Origin of the sequence: Streptomyces sp. DSM 41931, from assembly GCF_050271085.1 — a bacterium.
GTDB classification, from domain to species: Bacteria; Actinomycetota; Actinomycetes; order Streptomycetales; family Streptomycetaceae; genus Streptomyces; species Streptomyces albogriseolus.
Genome location: NZ_CP189902.1, coordinates 2,067,487 through 2,085,538 on the forward strand (window position 1 = coordinate 2,067,487; position 18,052 = coordinate 2,085,538).

The window sequence follows — 18,052 nt, forward strand, 5'->3', positions numbered from 1 at the left end:
ACGGCGCACGGCGGGGGCACCGGAGCCCGGGCACGGGGCACGGGCCCGGGGGCGGGTGCGACCCTGGGGCACGGCCCGCCGTCCCGATAAGGCAGTCTTGTCCCGTGCCCGAACCAGAAACCAGTACCCCAGGACCCGCTGTACGCCCCGCCCATCCGCACACCGCGACGCTGAAGCGGCTGGAGAGGTCGTCCGGCAGTCTCGCCGCGCAGGCGATCGCGCGGATGGACGAGACGCTGCCCTGGTACCGGGCCATGCCGCCGGAGAACCGTTCCTGGATCGGCCTGGTCGCCCAGGCGGGCATCGCCGCCTTCACCGAGTGGTTCCGGCGCCCCGACGCCCCGCAGGCCATCTCCACCGACGTCTTCGGCACCGCGCCGCGCGAGCTGACCCGGGCCATCACGCTGCGGCAGACCGTGGAGATGGTGCGCACCACCATCGAGGTGATGGAGTCCGCCATCGACGAGGTGGCGGCCCCGGGCGACGAGAGCGTGCTGCGCGAGGCGCTCCTCGTGTACGCGCGGGAGATCGCCTTCGCCACCGCCCAGGTGTACGCCCAGGCCGCCGAGGCACGCGGTGCCTGGGACGCGCGCCTGGAGTCGCTGGTGGTGAACGCCGTGCTCAGCGGCGAGGCCGACGAAGGGGCGGTGTCGCGGGCCGCCGCGCTCGGCTGGAACTCCCCGGAGCATGTGTGCGTGGTGCTGGGCACCGCCCCGGACGGGGACTCCGAGCTGACCGTGGAGGCGATCCGGCGGGCCGCCCGGCACGCCAAGCTGCAGGTGCTGACCGGCGTGCTCGGCGACCGGCTCGTCGTCATCGCGGGCGGCAGCGACAACCCGCTGGCCGTCGCGAAGTCGCTGATCGGCCCGTACGCGGCCGGTCCCGTCGTCGCCGGACCCGTGGTGCCTGACCTGCTGGCCGCGACCCGGTCCGCGCAGGCCGCCGCCGCGGGACTCAAGGCGTGTTCCGCCTGGCAGGACGCCCCGCGTCCGGTGCTGGCGGACGATCTGCTGCCGGAGCGCGCGATCGCCGGGGACCCCTCGGCGCGCGAGCAGTTGGTGGAGGAGATCTACAGACCGCTCGAAGAGGCCGGCGCGGCGCTCCTGGAGACGCTCAGCGTCTATCTCGAACAGGCGAGCAGCCTCGAAGGCGCGGCGCGGATGCTGTTCGTTCACCCCAACACCGTTCGTTACCGGCTCCGACGTGTGACAGACGTCACCGGCTGGTCACCCTCCGATGTACGCTCTGCGTTCACCCTGCGGATCGCGCTGATCCTGGGGCGTCTGGCCGATGGTGATCTCCAGACCTAGTCTTTTGTCGGGGGTCGACAAAACCCCCTCCGGTTCTTCGTCCTTGTCCCCACGGGCGGCCGCGCCCGTACGCAAGAGAGAGTGTGAGAGTGCTCGTACTCGTCGCTCCCGGCCAGGGCTCCCAGACGCCCGGCTTCCTGACCGAATGGCTCGAACTCCCCGGCGCCGCCGACCGCGTCGCCGCGTGGTCGGACGCCATCGGACTCGACCTCGCCCACTACGGCACGAAGGCCGACGCGGACGCGATCCGCGACACGGCCGTCGCGCAGCCGCTGCTGGTCGCGGCCGGGCTGCTGTCCGCCTCGGCACTGGGTGACATCGACCCCGGTGCCGTGGCCGGCCACAGCGTCGGCGAGATCACCGCCGCCGCCCTCGCCGGAGTCCTCGACGACGCCTCCGCCCTCTCCCTGGTCCGCAAGCGTGGCCTGGCCATGGCCGACGCCGCCGCGATCACCGAGACCGGCATGGCGGCGCTGCTCGGCGGCGACCCCGAGGTGACCGTCCCGCACCTGGAGAAGCTGGGTCTCACCCCGGCGAACATCAACGGCGCCGGCCAGATCGTGGCCGCCGGCACCAAGGAGCAGCTCGACGCGCTCCAGGCGGACAAGCCCGAGGGCGTCCGCCGGGTCGTCCCGCTGCAGGTCGCCGGCGCCTTCCACACCCACCACATGGGCCCCGCGGTCGACACGCTGGCGGAGGCCGCCAAGGCCCTCGCGCCCGCCGACCCGAAGGTCGCCTACGTGTCGAACAAGGACGGCAGGACGGTCGCGTCCGGCGCCGAGGTGCTGGAGCGCCTGGTGGGCCAGGTCGCCAACCCGGTCCGCTGGGACCTGTGCATGGAGACCTTCAAGGAGCTCGGCGTCACGGCCCTCCTGGAGCTCTGCCCCGGCGGCACCCTGACCGGCCTGGCCAAGCGTGCCCTGCCCGGCGTCACGACGCTGGCCCTGAAGACCCCCGCCGACCTCGAAGCGGCTCGCGAGCTCGTCGCCGAGCACGCCGCCTGACGCCCTTAAGGAGCCGACCCGCATGGCGAAGATCAAGCCCAGCAAGGGCGCCCCGTACGCGCGCATCCTCGGCGTGGGCGGCTACCGTCCCACCCGGGTCGTGCCGAACGAGGTGATCCTCGAGACGATCGACTCGTCCGACGAGTGGATCCGCTCCCGCTCCGGGATCGAGACCCGGCACTGGGCCGGGCCCGAGGAGACCGTCGCCGCGATGTCGGTCGAGGCGTCCGGCAAGGCGATCGCGGACGCCGGGATCGACGCCTCGCAGATCGGCGCCGTGGTCGTGTCGACCGTGTCGCACTTCGCCCAGACCCCGGCCATCGCCACCGAGATCGCCGACAAGCTCGGCACGGACAAGGCGGCCGCCTTCGACATCTCCGCCGGCTGCGCGGGCTTCGGCTACGGCCTGACCCTCGCCAAGGGCATGATCGTCGAGGGTTCCGCGGAGTACGTCCTGGTCATCGGCGTGGAGCGGCTCAGCGACCTGACCGACCTGGAGGACCGCGCGACGGCCTTCCTGTTCGGTGACGGCGCGGGCGCCGTGGTCGTCGGCCCCTCGCAGGAGCCGGCCATCGGCCCGACCGTGTGGGGCTCCGAGGGCGACAAGGCCCAGACGATCAAGCAGACCGTCTCCTGGGACCGCTTCCACACCGGAGACGTCTCCGAGCTGCCCCTGGACAGCAAGGGCAACATCAAGTTCCCCGCGATCACCCAGGAAGGCCAGGCGGTGTTCCGCTGGGCCGTGTTCGAGATGGCGAAGGTCGCCCAGCAGGCGCTGGACGCGGCCGGGATCAGCGCGGACGACCTGGACGTCTTCATCCCGCACCAGGCCAACGTGCGGATCATCGACTCGATGGTGAAGACCCTCAAACTGCCGGAGCACGTCACGGTCGCCCGTGACATCCGCACCACCGGCAACACCTCGGCCGCCTCGATCCCGCTCGCGATGGAGCGGCTCCTGGCGACCGGCGAGGCGAAGAGCGGCGACACCGCGCTCGTCATCGGCTTCGGGGCGGGTCTCGTGTACGCCGCGACTGTCGTTACCCTCCCCTAGGCACTCCGTGCCGGATCATGCATCCGGTGCAGGAGAAAACACCGCCACACCCTCTGGAATCACAACGAAGGAGCGCCACCATGGCCGCCACTCAGGAAGAGATCGTCGCCGGTCTCGCGGAGATCGTGAACGAGATCGCCGGCATCCCGGTTGAGGACGTCCAGCTGGACAAGTCCTTCACCGACGACCTGGACGTCGACTCGCTGTCCATGGTCGAGGTCGTCGTCGCCGCCGAAGAGCGTTTCGACGTCAAGATCCCGGACGACGACGTCAAGAACCTCAAGACCGTCGGCGACGCGACCGACTACATCCTCAAGCACCAGGCCTGAGCACGCGCGGGGCGTGAGCCCCGCCAGGGCCGGGAGCTCCCCGGCCCCGCCACCCGGCGGTGGCGCCGTACGCATCCTCGTCAATCGTTGGAGAAAGAATTCCGATGAGCTCGACCAATCGCACCGTGGTCGTCACCGGTATCGGCGCAACCACACCGCTGGGTGGCGACGCGGCCTCTACCTGGGAGGGCCTCGTCGCCGGGCGTTCCGGCGTCAAGCACCTCACGCAGGAGTGGGCCGCCGAGCAGGCGGTCCGCATCGCGGCCCCGGTGGCCGTGGAGCCCACCGAGGTCATCCCCCGGCCGCAGGCCCGCCGGCTGGACCGCTCGGCGCAGTTCGCGCTGATCGCGGCCAAGGAGGCGTGGGCCGACGCCGGCTTCGAGGGCAAGGCCGGTGAGGACCCGACCATCGACCCCGACCGGCTGGGCGCCGTGATCGCCTCCGGCATCGGCGGCGTGACGACCCTGCTGGACCAGTACGACGTGCTGAAGGAGAAGGGCGTCCGCCGTGTCTCCCCGCACACCGTGCCCATGCTGATGCCGAACGGCCCCTCGGCGAACGTGGGCCTGGCCGTGGGCGCCCGCGCGGGCGTGCACACCCCGGTCTCGGCCTGCGCCTCGGGCGCGGAGGCCATCGGCTACGCCATCGAGATGATCCGCACCGGACGCGCCGACGTGGTCGTCGCGGGCGGCACGGAGGCGGCGATCCACCCGCTGCCGATCGCCGCGTTCGGCAACATGATGGCGATGTCCAAGAACAACGACGACCCCGAGGGCGCCTCGCGCCCCTACGACGTGGCCCGCGACGGCTTCGTCATGGGCGAGGGCGCGGGCGTGATCGTCCTGGAGTCCGCCGAGCACGCCGCGGCACGCGGCGCCCGCGTCTACGCGGAGGCGGTCGGCCAGGGCATCTCGGCCGACGCGCACGACATCGTGCAGCCGGAGCCGGAGGGGCGGGGCATCTCGCACGCCCTGCAGAACCTGCTGGACCGCACGGACCTGGACCCGGCGGAGATCGTGCACGTGAACGCGCACGCGACGTCGACGCCGGCCGGTGACATCGCCGAGCTGAAGGCGCTGCGGAAGGTGTTCGGGGACGACGCGGACCACATCGCGGTGTCCGCGACGAAGTCGATGACCGGTCATCTGCTGGGCGGCGCCGGTGGTGTGGAGTCGGTGGCGACCGTGCTGGCGCTGTACCACCGGGTGGCTCCGCCGACGATCAACGTGGAGAACCTGGATCCCGAGGCCGAGGCGAACGCGGACGTGGTCCGCGGTGAGGCGCGGAAGCTGCCCGTGGACGGACGGATCGCCGCGTTGAACGACTCGTTCGGGTTCGGTGGGCACAACGTGGTGCTGGCGTTCCGGACGGTCTAGTCGCCCGGGGCGGTTTCTGGAAGGGGTTCACCTCTGGGAGGTGGGCCCCTTCCGTTGTCCGCCCTTTCGCGCAGTTCCCCGCGCCCCTGAATGCCTGCGGGCCGGTGGGGGCTTGGCGCGCAGTTCCCCGCGCCCCTTCGGGGCGCGTACCCGGCCGCGGGTTCGTGGGGGTCGAGCGCGCAGTTCCCCGCGCCCCTTGCGGGGCGCTCAGACCACCTGGTGGAGCCAGCGGACCGGGGCGCCTTCGCCTGCGTAGCGGAAGGGTTCGAGTTCGTCGTCCCAGGGCTTGCCGAGGAGTTTGGCGATCTCCGACTCCAGGTCGGTGTCCTCGGTGCGGGAGCGGACCAGGGCGGCGCGCAGGCGGTCCTCCGGGATGAGGATGTCGCCGTGGATGCCGGTGACGGCGTGGAAGATGCCGAGGTCGGGGGTGCAGCTGTAGCGCTCGCCCTCGGCGGTGGGGCACGGCTCGGAGGTGACCTCGAAGCGCAGCATCTGCCAGCCGCGCAGCGCGGAGGCGAGCTTGGAGGCGGTGCCGGCCTGACCCTGCCAGGAGAACTCCGAGCGCCAGGTGCCGGGGGCGGCCGGCTGGCGGATCCAGTCCAGGCTGACGCGCGTGCCGAGCACCCCGGCGACGGCCCACTCGACGTGCGGGCACAGCGCGCGCGGCGCGGAGTGCACGTACAGAACTCCACGAGTCGTCACCGGAACCTCCGGGCTGAGCGGGTCGTCTTCGGTCGGGCGGAACGGTCACGGCCCGGCGGACCGCGTTGAGGGCGAGGCTACCGTGCGACGGCGCAAGGAGTGTGACGTACCGTCCGTCCCGGCGGCGGGAAAGTCGTGCCTTTCACCCGGCAGGACGTCTGTGCGGGTGCCCGGGTTCATTCCGGGCGGGCCCCTCGGAGAAGCGGGAACTCCCGTGCGTTGTTATGGGTTGGGGGACGGCACGGACGTGGTGGGACGCTCGGGGAGGTGGCGGATGGCGCACGCGACGGGGAGGCGGGGACGCCGTGCGCGGGCCGTGCTCGCCGCGGTGGCGGCCGTCGCGTTCGGCGTGGCGGGCTGTGACGCGGGCGGCGGGGACAGGCCCGACGCGGCCGGCTCCAGGACGCCTTCCCCCAGGCCGACGCCGCTGTGGGACACCCGTCCGGACTCGGTGGCCGCGGTGGGCGACTCCATCACCCGGGGGTTCGACGCCTGCGCGGTGCTGACGGACTGTCCGGAGGTGTCGTGGGCGACGGGTGACAGCGAGGCGGTCGACAGTCTGGCCGTACGGCTGCTGGGGCGGGCCGGGGCGGCCGGGCGGAGCTGGAACTACGCGGCGACCGGCGCCCGGATGGAGGACCTGCCGGGACAGATGGCCCGGGCGGTGCGGCGGCAGCCGCAGCTGGTGGCGGTGATGGCGGGGGCGAACGACGCCTGCCGGGAGAGCGTGGCGGCGATGACGCCGGTGGAGGAGTTCCGCGCGGACTTCGAGGCGGCGCTGCGCACCCTGCGCGAGGCGCTGCCGAGGACGCAGGTGTACGTGGCGAGCGTGCCGGACCTGAAGCGGCTGTGGTCGCAGGGGCGGACCAGCGCGCTGGGCAAGGAGATCTGGAAGCTGGGCATCTGCCCGTCGATGCTGGGCGACGCGGACGCGATGGACACGGCGGCGGTCGAGCGGCGGGCGACGGTCCAGCAGCGCGTGGAGGACTACAACGAGGTGCTGCGCGAGGTGTGCGCGAAGGACCGCCGCTGCCGCACCGACGGCGGCGAGGTGTACGCGTACCGGTTCGGCACCGCGCAGCTGAGCCGCTGGGACTGGTTCCACCCCAGCGTCGACGGACAGGCCAAGCTCGCCGAGATCGCCTACCGTACGGTCACGGCGCCGGGCCCGTGACCTATTGTTTCGCACATGAACGAACTCATCGGCACACTTTCCGACGGCACGCCGGTGCACCGGTGGACCCTGCAGCGGGCGGGCGTACGGGTACGGATCCTGTCGTACGGCGGGATCGTGCAGGACGTCGAGGCGCCGGACCGGGACGGGCGGCCCGGGAACGTGGTGCTGGGGTTCGACGGTCTGGACGGCTATCTCGCGCACCCGGAGCCCTTCCTGGGCGCCCTCATCGGCCGGTACGCCAACCGGATCGGCGGCGCCCGCTTCACCCTGGACGGCGTGGAGCACGTCCTCGCGCCGAACGACGGGCCGAACTCGCTGCACGGCGGTGAGCGGGGCTTCGACAAGCGCGTCTGGGACGTCACCGAGGTGGCGCACGGGCTGCGGCTGTCGCTGGTCGCCGAGGACGGCGAGGAGGGCTTCCCGGGGCGGCTGGAGGTCACGGTGACCTACACGCTGGACGAGCGGGGCGCGCTGCACATCGCGTACGAGGCGGTGACGGACGCCCCGACGCATGTGAACCTGACGAACCACACGTACTGGAACCTGGCAGGTTCCGGCACCGCGGGCGGGCACGAGCTGCGGGTGGCCGCGTCCCGCCGGACGCCGTCGGGTCCGGATCTGATCCCGGCCGGCGAGCTCGCGGACGTCTCCGGCACCCGGTACGACTTCCGCGAGGCGCGCAAGGCGGGCGGCGGTTACGACGACAACTTCGTGCTGGACAAGGGGGTGACGGCGGCGCCCGAGGAGGTGGCCGAGCTGTACGACCCCGCGTCGGGCCGGGTGCTGACGGTGGCCACCACGGAGCCGGGCATCCAGGTGTACACCGCGGACCACATCGGGGAGCCGTTCGAGCCGGGCGCGGGCATCGCGCTGGAGACGCAGCACTTCCCGGACTCGCCGAACCGTCCGGAGTTCCCGAGCACGGTGCTGCGGCCGGGCGAGGTGTTCCGCTCCGAGACGGTGTACGGCTTCTCGGCGCGGTAGCGGACGGGTCCCGCGCGGGACCCGGACCCGCCGGTCCGGACACACATGAGCCCCGGTCCGGGGTCAGGGTCCCGGGCCGGGGCTGTACATGGGGTACCCCGCCGGGACCCGACGTTAACCGCTGACCCGCTCCGGCGGCCGGCGATCCGGTCCGCGGGAGGAATCCCGTACCAACCCTTCACATTCGGCCACGGTGCCTTCCCGCGCCGGTCGGACGGTGTCCTTCGCACCGTGGTGGGGTCCCTGCCGGTCACGCGATACTGCGGGCTTCCGGCATCCACCCGTACCCCACGACGACGGAAGGCCCTCCTCCTGTGATCTCACCCCGTGTACGCATCGGTGTGCTCGGTCTGGCCCTGCTGACCGCCCTGTCCGCCCCCGCCACCGCCACGGCCGCCGGCCCGGTGGCCCCCGGTTCCGCCGCGCCGCCCACCGTCGAGGAGCTGCGCCTCGACCAGGCCGTGCCGCGGGAGATACTCCGCCGCTCCGGCTTCGACAAGGTCGCGCCCGCCTTCGCCCGCGCCCTGGACCGGGCCCGCTCCTACGCTCAGGCGCGGCGGGTCGTCGAGCGGCACGGTTCCGCGCTGTGGCGCGGAGCGGTCGACCGGGCGCAGGGCCGGGGCCCGGCGGGCGGCGACCTGAGCCGGGACGACGACCGGCCGCTGTACTGGGCGCGGCTCGGCATGGCGCGTGAACTGCGCGGCTGGGAGCCCCGGTTCGGGCTGGACGAGGCGCGGCGGGCGAAGCTGCTCGACACGCTGGAGCGGACCTCGCGCGGGCAGACCTCCGTCCTCCCCCGCCGCACGGGCCTGAAGCGGGTGCTGGTGACCGGCTTCGACCCGTTCACGCTGGACCGGGACATCCGCATCTCCAACCCCTCGGGCGCCGTCGCGCTGGCCCTGGACGGCACGGTGATCGAGACGGCGAGCGGCCCGGCGCGCGTCGAGACGGTCGTGTTCCCGGTGCGCTGGCGGGACTTCACCGACGGGACGGTGGAGCGGGCGCTGCGGCCGCACCTGCCGGAGACCGACCTGTTCGCCACGGTCAGTCAGGGCCGGGTGGGCCGCGTCGACGTCGAGCGGACGAACGGCGCCTGGCGGGGCGGCTTCGGGGACAACGAGAACACCGGCACCCCGGAGACCGTGCCGGTGTCCGACCCCGCCTCGCAGCCGCAGTGGACGTCGACGACGCTGCCGTATGCGGCGATCGTGGCGGCGGAGACCGGGCGGTTCCCGGTGTACGACAACACCGGCGTGACGGAGATCCCGGCGGGTGGCACGGTGCCGGTCGTACGGCGGGACGGGCCGACGCCCGGCTCGACGGCGCGGGCCGGGGGCGGCGGCGACTACCTGTCCAACGAGATCGCGTACCGGGCGACGCTGCTGCGTGACCGGCTCGGGCTGCACGACTCGCTGCCGGGCGGTCATGTGCACACGCCGGTGCTGGAGTTCGGGGCGGGCAACAGCACGGAGGTCACCGACCCGCAGTTCGTGCGGAACCGGCTGGACATCATCGCCCAGGTGCGCTCGATCGTGGCCGTCGCGGTCGGTGCGGCGTCCTGACCTCCGTTCCCGGGGGCTCCGCCCCCGGGACCCCCGGTTCACGCGGTTCCCCGCGTCCCTAGGGGAGGTGGACGCCCTGCTGCTTCGCGGCCCCGTCGCCTTCCTCGGTCTCCTCGCCCATCAGGTCGCGTGCCATGAGGGTGGCGCCGGCGACCGCGCCGGGCATCAGGAACACCGCGACGAACGGCACGAGGAACGCCAGCGCGAGGGGCGTGCCGAAGCCCCAGACGAGCGTCTTGCGGGAGCGCAGCAGCGCCAGCCGGTCACGCACCTCGACGCCGCGCCGCTGGAGGGCGACGGCGGTCAGCTCCTCGGTGAGGAAGAAGCCGGTGACGAGGAATCCGATCACCGGGACGACGGTCTGCCCGGCCACGGGGACGAACCCGAGCGCGAACAGCAGCACCGCCCACACGGCGGCCCGCAGGACGATGCGCAGGCTGTCGCGGGCGGAGATCCACAGCTCCCGCCACAGCGGCAGGCGGGACTCGGGCGCGGTGCCGTCGGGCGAGACGTCCCGGTCGACCTTCTCGGAGAGGCTTTCGTAGAACGGCTGCCCGATGAGCAGGGTCATCGCGGTGAAGGTGAGCACGCTCAGCAGCAGGGCGAGCGCGAACAGCACGGCGGTGAGGAAGCCGCGGAAGAGGCCCGCCCAGGGGTCGGCCCAGTCGTCGGCGAACGGCGTCGCCCAGCCGACGAGGTCCGCGCCCCACAGGGCGAGCGCGACCAGGGTGGCCGCGTACAGCACCAGGGTGATCAGGCCGGGCAGCAGCCCGAAGCCGTACTGCCTGCCGTGCCGGCCGACCCACCGCTGGCCCTTCAACAAGTACCGGAAACCCGCCCCGAGATCGCGCATGGGAGGACTGTAGCGGGAGCCCGGACGGGTGACGGGCGGGGGCCGCACCCCACGTCCAAGGGTGCGGCCCCCGCCGTACGCAACGACACCGGCCGGGCGGGCGTCACGGCCGTCCCGGCCCGGATGTCACCGGGCGGGGGCGGCCTCGGCGGCCTCCTCCTCGTCCGGGGCGGGGCGGTGCGAGCCGTCCGGTCCGCGCAGGGCGACGAGGACCAGCAGGACGGTCATGACGGCGACGCCCGCCCACATGGCCCGCTGCCAGCCGTCGACGAAGGACTCCTGGGCGGCGTGCACCAGGTCCCGGGCGTGTCCGCCGGTGCTCGGGGCCACCTCGACGGCGTTGGCGACTCCCTCCCGCGCGGTGTCCGCGGCCTTCCGGGGGATGCCGTCGAGCCGGTCGTCGACGGCGGCCCGGTATCCGCCGGCCACGAGCGCGCCGAGCAGGGCCACACCCAGGGCCGTGCCGAACTCCCGGGTGATGTCGTTGAGGGCCGAGGCGACGCCCTGCCGGTCGCGGGGCAGGGAGGCGGTGATCGCCTCGGTGGAGGGCGTCATCGACAGGCCCATGCCCGCGCCCATGGCGAGGGTGCCGGGCAGCACGGACAGGTAGCCGCCGTCGACGGAGACGAACAGGGCCATCAGTGTGAGGCCGAGGGCGGACAGGGCGATGCCCGCCGTCATGGTGGACCGCGCGCCGATCGCGGCGGCCGCCCTGGGGGCCAGCCCGGACGTCACCATCATGGTGACGGCCATGGGCATCATCGCCGCCGTGGACAGCAGGCCCGACCAGCCCAGCACGGCCTGGAAGAACGGGAACAGCACGACGGCGACACCGGCCTGGACCCCGAACACGACGAGCAGGGTGAGGGAGCCGCCGGCCAGACCGCGCTCGCGGAAGAGGCGTACGTCCAGCAGCGAGGCGTCACGTCGGCGCAGCTCCCAGGCCACGAAGGCGACGGCCGCGGCCAGTCCTGCCGCGAGGCCGGTGAGCGTCCGGGGGGCGGTCCAGCCGCGCTCGGGGCCTTCCTGGAGGACGAAGATCAGGCCGACGACGGCGACGGCGGACAGCAGCGCGCCTCCCGTGTCGAAGGAGGAGGCGGGGCGTTCGCGGGAGTCGGGCACCGACGTCACGGTCGTCACCAGCGCCACGGCCGCCAGCGCCACGGGCAGCGCGAACAGCCACCGCCAGTCCGCGACATCCACGAGGAGCGCGGAGAGGAACATCCCGAGGATGCCGCCGCCTCCGGCCACCCCGGTCCACACGCCGATCGCCTTGCCGCGTTCCTCCTCGGGGAACGTGGAGGTGATCACGGCCAGCGTGATCGGCATGATCATGGCGGCGCCGGCGCCCGCGGCCACCCGGGCGCCGATCATCACGGCGGCCGACGGAGCGAACGCCGCCACCACACCGGCCGCGCCGAAGAGGACCAGCCCCGCGATCAGCACCGGCTTGCGGCCCAGGCGGTCGCCGACCGCGCCGAGCGGCAGGAGGAGGGCGGCCAGGGTGAGGGTGTAGACGTTGACGATCCACAGGACGGTCGTCTGGGAGGCGCCCCACTCGACGGCCATGTGGGTCTGGGCGACGTTCAGGCCGGACACCGACGCGACGACGGCCATCAGCGCGATCGACACGGCGGTCAGGACCGCGCGCAGTCGTCGCGCGTCCGGCGTTCCGGTGCCGCTCGGTGGCGCGTCCGCCGCCCGGAAGGGCTGGTCGCTGCTCATGTTCTCCTCCGGGAAAGGGCATGCGGGATCGGCGCCGGAGCAGGGCCGGCCGCCGAAGGGGGACGACGCGGGGCGGCGGACGCGCGGACCGCCGCCCCGCTCCGCCCCGACGCTAAGCCCGTATTGCGGCAAGGGCATACGATGTTGCCCATGACGCAAGAAGACGGCGGCTTGGACGGCCTCGTACGCAAACGGATCCGGGCGCTGCGGGTCGCGCAGGGGTGGTCCCTGGAGGAACTGGCGACCCGGGCCAACCTCAGCCAGTCCTCACTGAGCCGGATCGAGAACGGACAGCGCCGGCTCGCCCTGGACCAGCTCGTCGTCCTCGCCAGGGCCCTGGACACCACCCTGGACCAGCTCGTGGAGAACGCCGACGACGACGTCGTCGTCAGCCCGATGGTCGACGGCGCCCACGGCCTGATGCGCTGGCCCGTGAAGGGCGACCCCGGGATGAGCGTGGTGCGTCAGCGGCTGACCGCTCCCCCGCCCGACAGTCCCGCCCGGATGCGCGCCCACCCCGGCCGGGAATGGCTGGTCGTGCTCTCCGGAACCGCGGTCCTGATGCTCGGGCACCGGCGGTACCGCGTCGAGACCAACCAGGCCGCCGAGTTCCCCACCATGACGCCGCACGCGATCGGGGCGGAGGGCGGCCCGTGCGAGATCCTGGGCATCTTCGACCGCGACGCCCGCCGCGGCCACCAGCGGGACACCGGCGACCGCACGGAGGGGGGCGCAGGTCCGCGGGGCGCGTAGGCGCCCCACGCGAAAGGACCGCACCCGGCGGCACGGATCGTGCGGCCGGGTGCGGTCCAGCGGCTCCGGGGAGCCCTGTCGTCAGAGCTTGACGATCATCTTTCCGGTGTTGTCGCCGCGCAGGACGCCGAGGAATGCCTCCAGGTTGTTCTCGATGCCCTCGACGACGGTCTCGCGGTACTTCAGCTCGCCCGAGCGGACCCAGGCGCCGACCTCCTGGACGAACTGCGGCTGGAGGTCGTAGTGGTCGCCGACCAGGAAGCCCTCGATGCGGCCGCGGGTCTGGATGAGGCGGGCGAGGTTCCTCGGGCCGGGCGCGGGCTCGGTGTTGTTGTAGACGGAGATCGCGCCGCAGACGGCGATGCGGCCGTCCCGGTTCAGGCTGCCGATGGCCGCCTCCAGGTGGTCGCCGCCCACGTTGTCGAAGTACACGTCGACGCCGTCGGGGGCGGCGGCGCGCAGCTGCTCGCTCACGGGGCCGTTCTTGTAGTTGAACGCGGCGTCGAAGCCGTACTCCTCGATGAGGAGCTTGACCTTCTCGTCCGAGCCGGCGGAGCCGATCACCCGGGAGGCGCCCTTGAGCTTGGCGATCTGGCCGACCTGGCTGCCGACGGCGCCGGCCGCGCCGGACACGAAGACGGAGTCGCCCTCCTTGAAGGAGGCGGTGCGCAGCAGGCCCGCGTAGGCGGTGAGGCCGGTCATGCCCAGCACGCCCAGGTACGCCGACAGGGGCGCGGCCTGCGGGTCCACCTTGACGGCGGTCTTCGCGTCCACGACGGCGTACTCACGCCAGCCGAGGAAGTGCAGCACGTGGTCGCCGACGGAGATCCCCTCGGCGTTCGACGCGACGACCTCGCCGACGGCGCCGCCCTGCATGGCCTTGCCCAGCTCGTACGGGGCGACGTAGGACTTGGCGGCGCTCATCCGGCCGCGCATGTACGGGTCGACGGAGAGGTACTCGTTGCGCACCAGCACCTGGCCCTCGCCCGGGGTGCGGACCTCCGCCTCGACCAGCGCGAAGTTCTCCGGTTCGGGCCAGCCGACCGGCCGGCTCAGCAGGTGCCACTCACGGGCGGTGGCGGGGGGCGTGGGGGTGTCGGTCATGGGGAGCACCTTTCCTCGAATACTTCAGCACCTGAAACAACCATGCGACTGAATATTTCATCATGTCAAGCACACGGGTACCCTGGTGCGCATGGCCACACCCCGTTCCGCGCCCAGCCGTCCCGACGCTCTCACCCTGGACGTCGTCGAGCTGATCGGCGCGGTCGTGGCGCGCTACCACGAGGAGTACGAGGAGGCCGCCGCCGAGCACGCGCTGACCGGCGCGCAGGCGCGGCTGCTGAGCTTGCTCAGCCTGGAGCCGCTGCCCATGCGGAGGCTGGCGCAGCGGCTGAAGTGCGAGCCGTCGAACGTCACCGGCATCGTGGACCGGCTGGAGGCCCGCGGCCTGGTGGAGCGCCGCCCGGACCCGGCGGACCGGCGCGTGAAGCTGGCGGCGGCGACGGCCGAGGGGCGCCGGGTGGCGCGCGGCCTCCAGGAGTCCCTGCGGTTCGCCCGCGAGCCGCTCGCGGGGCTGTCGGAGCAGGAGCGGGTGGCCCTGCGGGACGCGCTGCGGCGGATGCTGGGGCCGGAGGGCTAGCGCCCTCCGGCGGGAGGAGCGGGCGCGGGGTCGCCGTCACCCGTGCGACGGCTGCCCGGCGTGCCCGCCGGAACCGGCGGCCCGGGCCGGGCTGCGGCAGGGGGCGGGCGGCCCGGGGCGCGCTGCGGCCCGAAGGGGACCCGGGCGGCGGACCGGGGCGGGCGGCTCTCGTCGTGCGTGCGTGGGGCGGCGGCATCCGTGCGGGGCGGCCGCGGCTCAGGTGCACCACCAGAGGAACCTGTCGCACGTCTCCGAGGGTTCGGGTTCCGGCTCGGGTTCGTCGGTGGTCGGGTCGGGGTCGGGGGCGTCCGTCGCCGGCGGGTCCTCCACGGTCGGCGCCGTCGTCGGCCCGGTCGTCGGCGTGTCCTCCGGCGCGGACGACGCGGACGCCTGCGCCGTCTCCTCCTCCGGACCTTCCGACTCCTCGTCCCCGGAGGCGGAGGCGGACGCGGACGCCGAGGCGGACCCCGACGCCCCGGGGCTGGGCGACGCGCCCGGCTCTCCCTGACCCGGGGCGCTCCCGCTCGCCGACGCGCTCGGTTCGACCTCCTCCGCGCCCCCGTCGACCGACTCCTCGCCCGCCACCGCAGGACGCGGATCGGAACCGGGCGCGTCCAGTCCCAGTTCCGCCAGGCTCAGTCCGCCGGCCGCGAGGACGAAGCCCGCGACGATCAGCAGGGTGCGGTTGCGCCGGCGCCGGTGGGCGGCCGCCTTGCGGTCCCGGCGGCTCTGCCCGCCGTGCCGGTCCTCGCCCTCCTCCGGCTCCCGGCCCCGGCGCCGGGCGGCGCGCCGTCCGAGCGGGGCATCGGACTCGACGTCCTCCCGCTCCTCGCGCGCGTCGTCCGGTCCGTCGTCGGCATGCGCACCGCTGTCGGCGTAGGCATCGTTGTCGGCGCTCCCCGCGGATGCGGACGTGCCAGGGGTCTCGCCCGCAGGGCCCGCCGGCGCCGCCCACTGCTGGGCGCGCAGCGTCTCGACGGGCGTGCCGCAACCAGGGCAGGCCAGAGCGCCGTTGAGGTGCCGTCGGCACGGGTGGCAAAAGTCCATGACGCGGGAAGGTTAGGTTCCGGTCCGGTCCGGTTCCTAGGCCTTGCTGTGAAGGTTTGGTGCGGACCCTTACGCAATGGTTTCGAAAGTGCCGAAACCGATAAGCGCGCGACCCATTGACACCCCCGCCGTACCGTCCTTACTGTCTCGCCAGCATTTCGAACGTGTGACGAAATATCGAACGCGGCGAACCGTCACACACGCCGATGACAGTCCACCACCGCAGCGAGGGGCAACTGCCGTGCGCATCACCGGAATCAGCACACACGTGGTCGGGACGCCGTGGCGCAACCTGACGTACGTCCAGGTGCACACCGACGAGGGGATCACCGGAGTCGGCGAGACCAGGATGCTCGGCCACACCGACGCGCTCCTGGGCTACTTGAAGGAGGCCGAGGCCAACCACGTCCTCGGCTCGGACCCGTTCGCCGTCGAGGACCTGGTCCGGCGCATGAAGTACGGCGACTACGGCCGCGCGGGCGAGATCGTGATGTCCGGGATCGCGGTCGTCGAGATGGCCTGCTGGGACATCAAGGGCAAGGCGCTCGGCGTCCCCGTCTGGCAGTTGCTGGGCGGCAAGGTCACCGACAAGGTGAAGGCGTACGCCAACGGCTGGTACACCACCGAGCGCACCCCGGAGGCGTACCACAAGGCGGCGCGGACGGTGAGGGAGCGCGGGTACCGGGCGCTGAAGATCGACCCGTTCGGCACGGGTCACTTCGAACTCGACCACAAGGAGACCCTGTACGCCGTCTCCCTGATCGAGGCGGTGCGGGACGCGATCGGTCCCGAGGCGGAGCTGATGCTGGAGATGCACGGCCGCTTCTCCCCCGCCACCGCCGTCCGGCTCGCGCACGAGCTGGCGCCCTTCCGGCCGGCCTGGCTGGAGGAGCCGGTGCCGCCGGAGAACCTCAAGGCGCTGGAGAAGGTCGCCGCGAAGGTGGACATGCCGGTCGCGACCGGTGAGCGCATCCACGACCGCATCGAGTTCCGCGAGCTGTTCGAGAACCAGGCCGTGGACATCATCCAGCCCGACGTCGGCCACATCGGCGGCATCTGGGAGACCCGCAAGCTCGCGGCGACCGCCGAGACCCACTACATGCTGGTCGCCCCGCACAACGTCGGCGGCCCGGTGCTCACCGCCGCGTCGCTCCAGGTCGGTTTCACCACCCCGAACTTCAAGATCCTTGAGCACTTCAACGACTTCGCGGACGCGGAGATCAAGAAGGTGGTCAAGGGCGCGCCGGTGGTCGACCCGGAGGACGGCTGCTTCCACCTCTCCGACGCGCCCGGTCTCGGCGTCGAGCTGGACGTGGACGCCGCCGCCGAGTTCCCGCAGCAGCAGGCGCGGTTCGACCTGTGGGCCGAGGGCTGGGAGCAGCGCAGGCCGAAGGGCGCGGAACAGTGAGCACCGCCGTCGTCGTCGAGGCGCCCGGACAGCACCGCCTGGTGCCGCACGAGCCGCGTCGGCCGGCCGCCGGGGAGGCGCTGGTGCGCGTCCACGCGGTCGGCATCTGCGGCAGCGACCGCGAGGTCTACCAGGGCAACAGGCCGGAAGGATACGTCCGTTACCCGCTCACCCCCGGCCACGAGTGGTCCGGCACCGTCACCGCCGTCGGGGACGGGGTGCCCGCGAGCCTGGTCGGGCGCAAGGTCGTCGGCGAGGGCTTCCGCAACTGCCAGGTGTGCGACCGCTGTCACGCCGGTGAGACGACCCTGTGCACGGCGGGCTACGAGGAGACCGGCTTCACCCGGCCGGGCGCCATGGCCCCGACGCTCACCCTGCCGGCGCGGTTGCTGCACCCCCTGCCGGACGGCGCCGACCTCACCGCGGCGGCGCTGCTGGAGCCGGCGGCGTGCATCGCCGCCGCCGCGCTGAAGGCGCGCGCGGTGCCCGGCGAGCGGGTCGCGGTGGTGGGCACCGGCACGCTGGGGATGTTCGCGGTGCAGTTCCTGAAGGCCGCCTCGCCCGCCGAGCTGCTGGTGGTGGGCACCCGGGACGACCGGGAGGCGCTGTCCCGGCGGTTCGGGGCCACGGACTTCCGCACCAAGGACCGGCCGCTCCCGGACGACTGCGACGTGGTGATCGAGACCGCGGGGTCGGCCGACGCGGCCCGTACCGCGGCCGGACTGCTGCGGCGCGGCGGGCGGCTGGTGCTCACCGGCATCCCGGCGCCGGGCGCGGACGGGCTCGACCCGACCGGCCTGGTGGTGCGGCAGCTGGAGGTGCACACCGTGTTCGGCGCCCCGCCGGACGCCTGGGCGCACACGGTGCGGATGTTCGGCGCCGGGCTGCTCGACCCGCTGCCGCTGGTCACCCATGAACTGCCGCTCGCCGCGTTCCCGGACGCCATCGAGCTGGTGGGGTCCGGCGACCCGAAGGTGGGCAAGGTCCTGCTGCGTCCCTGAGCCCGCTCCGGTACGAGGGCGGGGCGACGCCCTCGGACCGGCGCACCCGGCCCGCCTCTCCGCCCGCGCCGCCTCCCTCCCGCCCTCTGTCTCCCGTACCGCACCGGCCGCGGCCGGCCCGTACC

Annotated in this window: 17 protein-coding genes; 12 read left to right on the forward strand and 5 right to left on the reverse strand. The window is 73.2% G+C overall.

Annotated features, from left to right (window positions below):
• Positions 1-104: 104 nt before the first annotated feature.
• The 5 genes from fasR (at position 105) to fabF (ending at position 5,073) form a co-directional block, all read left to right on the forward strand.
• Positions 105-1,310: a fatty acid biosynthesis transcriptional regulator FasR gene (gene fasR / locus ACP7TJ_RS09700; protein WP_093767748.1), complete on the forward strand. Its 1,206-nt coding sequence runs from the start codon at positions 105-107 to the stop codon at positions 1,308-1,310.
• An 89-nt stretch (positions 1,311-1,399) separates the two neighbouring features.
• Positions 1,400-2,314 (forward strand): ACP S-malonyltransferase, encoded by a 915-nt coding sequence (locus ACP7TJ_RS09705; RefSeq protein WP_093767747.1) that lies wholly within the window; start codon positions 1,400-1,402, stop codon positions 2,312-2,314.
• 22 nt (positions 2,315-2,336) lie between these two features.
• On the forward strand, positions 2,337-3,368 hold the full coding sequence (locus tag ACP7TJ_RS09710) for a ketoacyl-ACP synthase III (protein ID WP_093767746.1): 1,032 nt from the start codon (positions 2,337-2,339) through the stop codon (positions 3,366-3,368).
• Between the two features lie 80 nt (positions 3,369-3,448).
• Positions 3,449-3,697: an acyl carrier protein gene (locus ACP7TJ_RS09715; protein WP_004931691.1), complete on the forward strand. Its 249-nt coding sequence runs from the start codon at positions 3,449-3,451 to the stop codon at positions 3,695-3,697.
• A 104-nt stretch (positions 3,698-3,801) separates the two neighbouring features.
• Positions 3,802-5,073, forward strand: coding sequence for a beta-ketoacyl-ACP synthase II (gene fabF, locus ACP7TJ_RS09720; protein WP_167743023.1), 1,272 nt, complete (start codon positions 3,802-3,804; stop codon positions 5,071-5,073).
• Positions 5,074-5,280: 207 nt separating this feature from the next.
• Here fabF and ACP7TJ_RS09725 read toward each other — a convergent pair whose 3' ends face one another.
• Complete coding sequence (locus ACP7TJ_RS09725; protein ID WP_006134787.1) at positions 5,281-5,775, reverse strand: DUF3145 domain-containing protein; 495 nt, start codon at positions 5,773-5,775, stop codon at positions 5,281-5,283.
• Positions 5,776-6,049: 274 nt separating this feature from the next.
• Here ACP7TJ_RS09725 and ACP7TJ_RS09730 point away from each other — a divergent pair, with 274 nt between their 5' ends.
• The 3 genes from ACP7TJ_RS09730 (at position 6,050) to ACP7TJ_RS09740 (ending at position 9,498) form a co-directional block, all read left to right on the forward strand.
• On the forward strand, positions 6,050-6,949 hold the full coding sequence (locus tag ACP7TJ_RS09730; RefSeq protein WP_427762810.1) for an SGNH/GDSL hydrolase family protein: 900 nt from the start codon (positions 6,050-6,052) through the stop codon (positions 6,947-6,949).
• Positions 6,950-6,964: 15 nt separating this feature from the next.
• Positions 6,965-7,936, forward strand: coding sequence for an aldose epimerase family protein (locus ACP7TJ_RS09735; RefSeq protein ID WP_266396712.1), 972 nt, complete (start codon positions 6,965-6,967; stop codon positions 7,934-7,936).
• A 314-nt stretch (positions 7,937-8,250) separates the two neighbouring features.
• Positions 8,251-9,498, forward strand: a complete 1,248-nt coding sequence (locus ACP7TJ_RS09740; protein ID WP_427762812.1) for a pyroglutamyl peptidase — start codon at positions 8,251-8,253, stop codon at positions 9,496-9,498.
• Positions 9,499-9,556: 58 nt separating this feature from the next.
• On the opposite strand, the gene ACP7TJ_RS09745 is transcribed toward ACP7TJ_RS09740, so the two are convergent.
• Positions 9,557-10,351, reverse strand: coding sequence for an EI24 domain-containing protein (locus ACP7TJ_RS09745; protein ID WP_189910168.1), 795 nt, complete (start codon positions 10,349-10,351; stop codon positions 9,557-9,559).
• 126 nt (positions 10,352-10,477) lie between these two features.
• Complete coding sequence (locus ACP7TJ_RS09750; RefSeq protein ID WP_427762815.1) at positions 10,478-12,076, reverse strand: MFS transporter; 1,599 nt, start codon at positions 12,074-12,076, stop codon at positions 10,478-10,480.
• Positions 12,077-12,226: 150 nt separating this feature from the next.
• On the opposite strand from ACP7TJ_RS09750, the gene ACP7TJ_RS09755 reads away from it, so the two are divergent.
• The gene (locus ACP7TJ_RS09755) at positions 12,227-12,829 is read left to right on the forward strand and encodes a helix-turn-helix domain-containing protein (RefSeq protein WP_176710865.1); all 603 of its coding nucleotides are present in this window, start codon (positions 12,227-12,229) and stop codon (positions 12,827-12,829) included.
• An 81-nt stretch (positions 12,830-12,910) separates the two neighbouring features.
• Here the strand turns inward: ACP7TJ_RS09755 and ACP7TJ_RS09760 are convergent, their stop codons facing one another.
• On the reverse strand, positions 12,911-13,933 hold the full coding sequence (locus tag ACP7TJ_RS09760; RefSeq protein WP_427762817.1) for an NADP-dependent oxidoreductase: 1,023 nt from the start codon (positions 13,931-13,933) through the stop codon (positions 12,911-12,913).
• A gap of 91 nt (positions 13,934-14,024) precedes the next feature.
• Here ACP7TJ_RS09760 and ACP7TJ_RS09765 point away from each other — a divergent pair, with 91 nt between their 5' ends.
• The gene (locus ACP7TJ_RS09765) at positions 14,025-14,471 is read left to right on the forward strand and encodes a MarR family winged helix-turn-helix transcriptional regulator (protein ID WP_427762819.1); all 447 of its coding nucleotides are present in this window, start codon (positions 14,025-14,027) and stop codon (positions 14,469-14,471) included.
• A gap of 216 nt (positions 14,472-14,687) precedes the next feature.
• On the opposite strand, the gene ACP7TJ_RS09770 is transcribed toward ACP7TJ_RS09765, so the two are convergent.
• Entirely contained in the window at positions 14,688-15,518 is an 831-nt protein-coding gene (locus tag ACP7TJ_RS09770; RefSeq protein ID WP_387618634.1) for an SCO2400 family protein, read from the reverse strand.
• A gap of 241 nt (positions 15,519-15,759) precedes the next feature.
• On the opposite strand from ACP7TJ_RS09770, the gene ACP7TJ_RS09775 reads away from it, so the two are divergent.
• Together ACP7TJ_RS09775 and ACP7TJ_RS09780 are read left to right on the forward strand one after the other, a co-directional pair.
• A complete protein-coding gene (locus ACP7TJ_RS09775; RefSeq protein ID WP_093767736.1) occupies positions 15,760-16,926 on the forward strand; it encodes a mandelate racemase/muconate lactonizing enzyme family protein in 1,167 nt (388 codons plus the stop codon).
• Entirely contained in the window at positions 16,923-17,927 is a 1,005-nt protein-coding gene (locus ACP7TJ_RS09780; protein ID WP_093767735.1) for a zinc-dependent alcohol dehydrogenase, read from the forward strand. Before ACP7TJ_RS09775 ends, ACP7TJ_RS09780 begins: the two co-directional genes overlap by 4 nt.
• Positions 17,928-18,052 lie beyond the last annotated feature (125 nt).

Excerpts from the sequence above, each read along its gene's own strand:
- ACP7TJ_RS09715 (WP_004931691.1), top strand. The coding sequence starts at position 3,449 with ATGGCCGCCACTCAGGAAGAGATCGTCGCCGGTCTCGCGGAGATCGTG.
- ACP7TJ_RS09755 (WP_176710865.1), top strand. The coding sequence starts at position 12,227 with ATGACGCAAGAAGACGGCGGCTTGGACGGCCTCGTACGCAAACGGATC.
- ACP7TJ_RS09750 (WP_427762815.1), bottom strand. The coding sequence starts at position 12,076 with ATGAGCAGCGACCAGCCCTTCCGGGCGGCGGACGCGCCACCGAGCGGC.
- fabF (WP_167743023.1), top strand. The coding sequence starts at position 3,802 with ATGAGCTCGACCAATCGCACCGTGGTCGTCACCGGTATCGGCGCAACC.
- ACP7TJ_RS09745 (WP_189910168.1), bottom strand. The coding sequence starts at position 10,351 with ATGCGCGATCTCGGGGCGGGTTTCCGGTACTTGTTGAAGGGCCAGCGG.
- ACP7TJ_RS09710 (WP_093767746.1), top strand. The coding sequence starts at position 2,337 with ATGGCGAAGATCAAGCCCAGCAAGGGCGCCCCGTACGCGCGCATCCTC.
- ACP7TJ_RS09765 (WP_427762819.1), top strand. The coding sequence starts at position 14,025 with ATGGCCACACCCCGTTCCGCGCCCAGCCGTCCCGACGCTCTCACCCTG.
- ACP7TJ_RS09760 (WP_427762817.1), bottom strand. The coding sequence starts at position 13,933 with ATGACCGACACCCCCACGCCCCCCGCCACCGCCCGTGAGTGGCACCTG.
- ACP7TJ_RS09730 (WP_427762810.1), top strand. The coding sequence starts at position 6,050 with ATGGCGCACGCGACGGGGAGGCGGGGACGCCGTGCGCGGGCCGTGCTC.
- ACP7TJ_RS09770 (WP_387618634.1), bottom strand. The coding sequence starts at position 15,518 with ATGGACTTTTGCCACCCGTGCCGACGGCACCTCAACGGCGCTCTGGCC.
- ACP7TJ_RS09735 (WP_266396712.1), top strand. The coding sequence starts at position 6,965 with ATGAACGAACTCATCGGCACACTTTCCGACGGCACGCCGGTGCACCGG.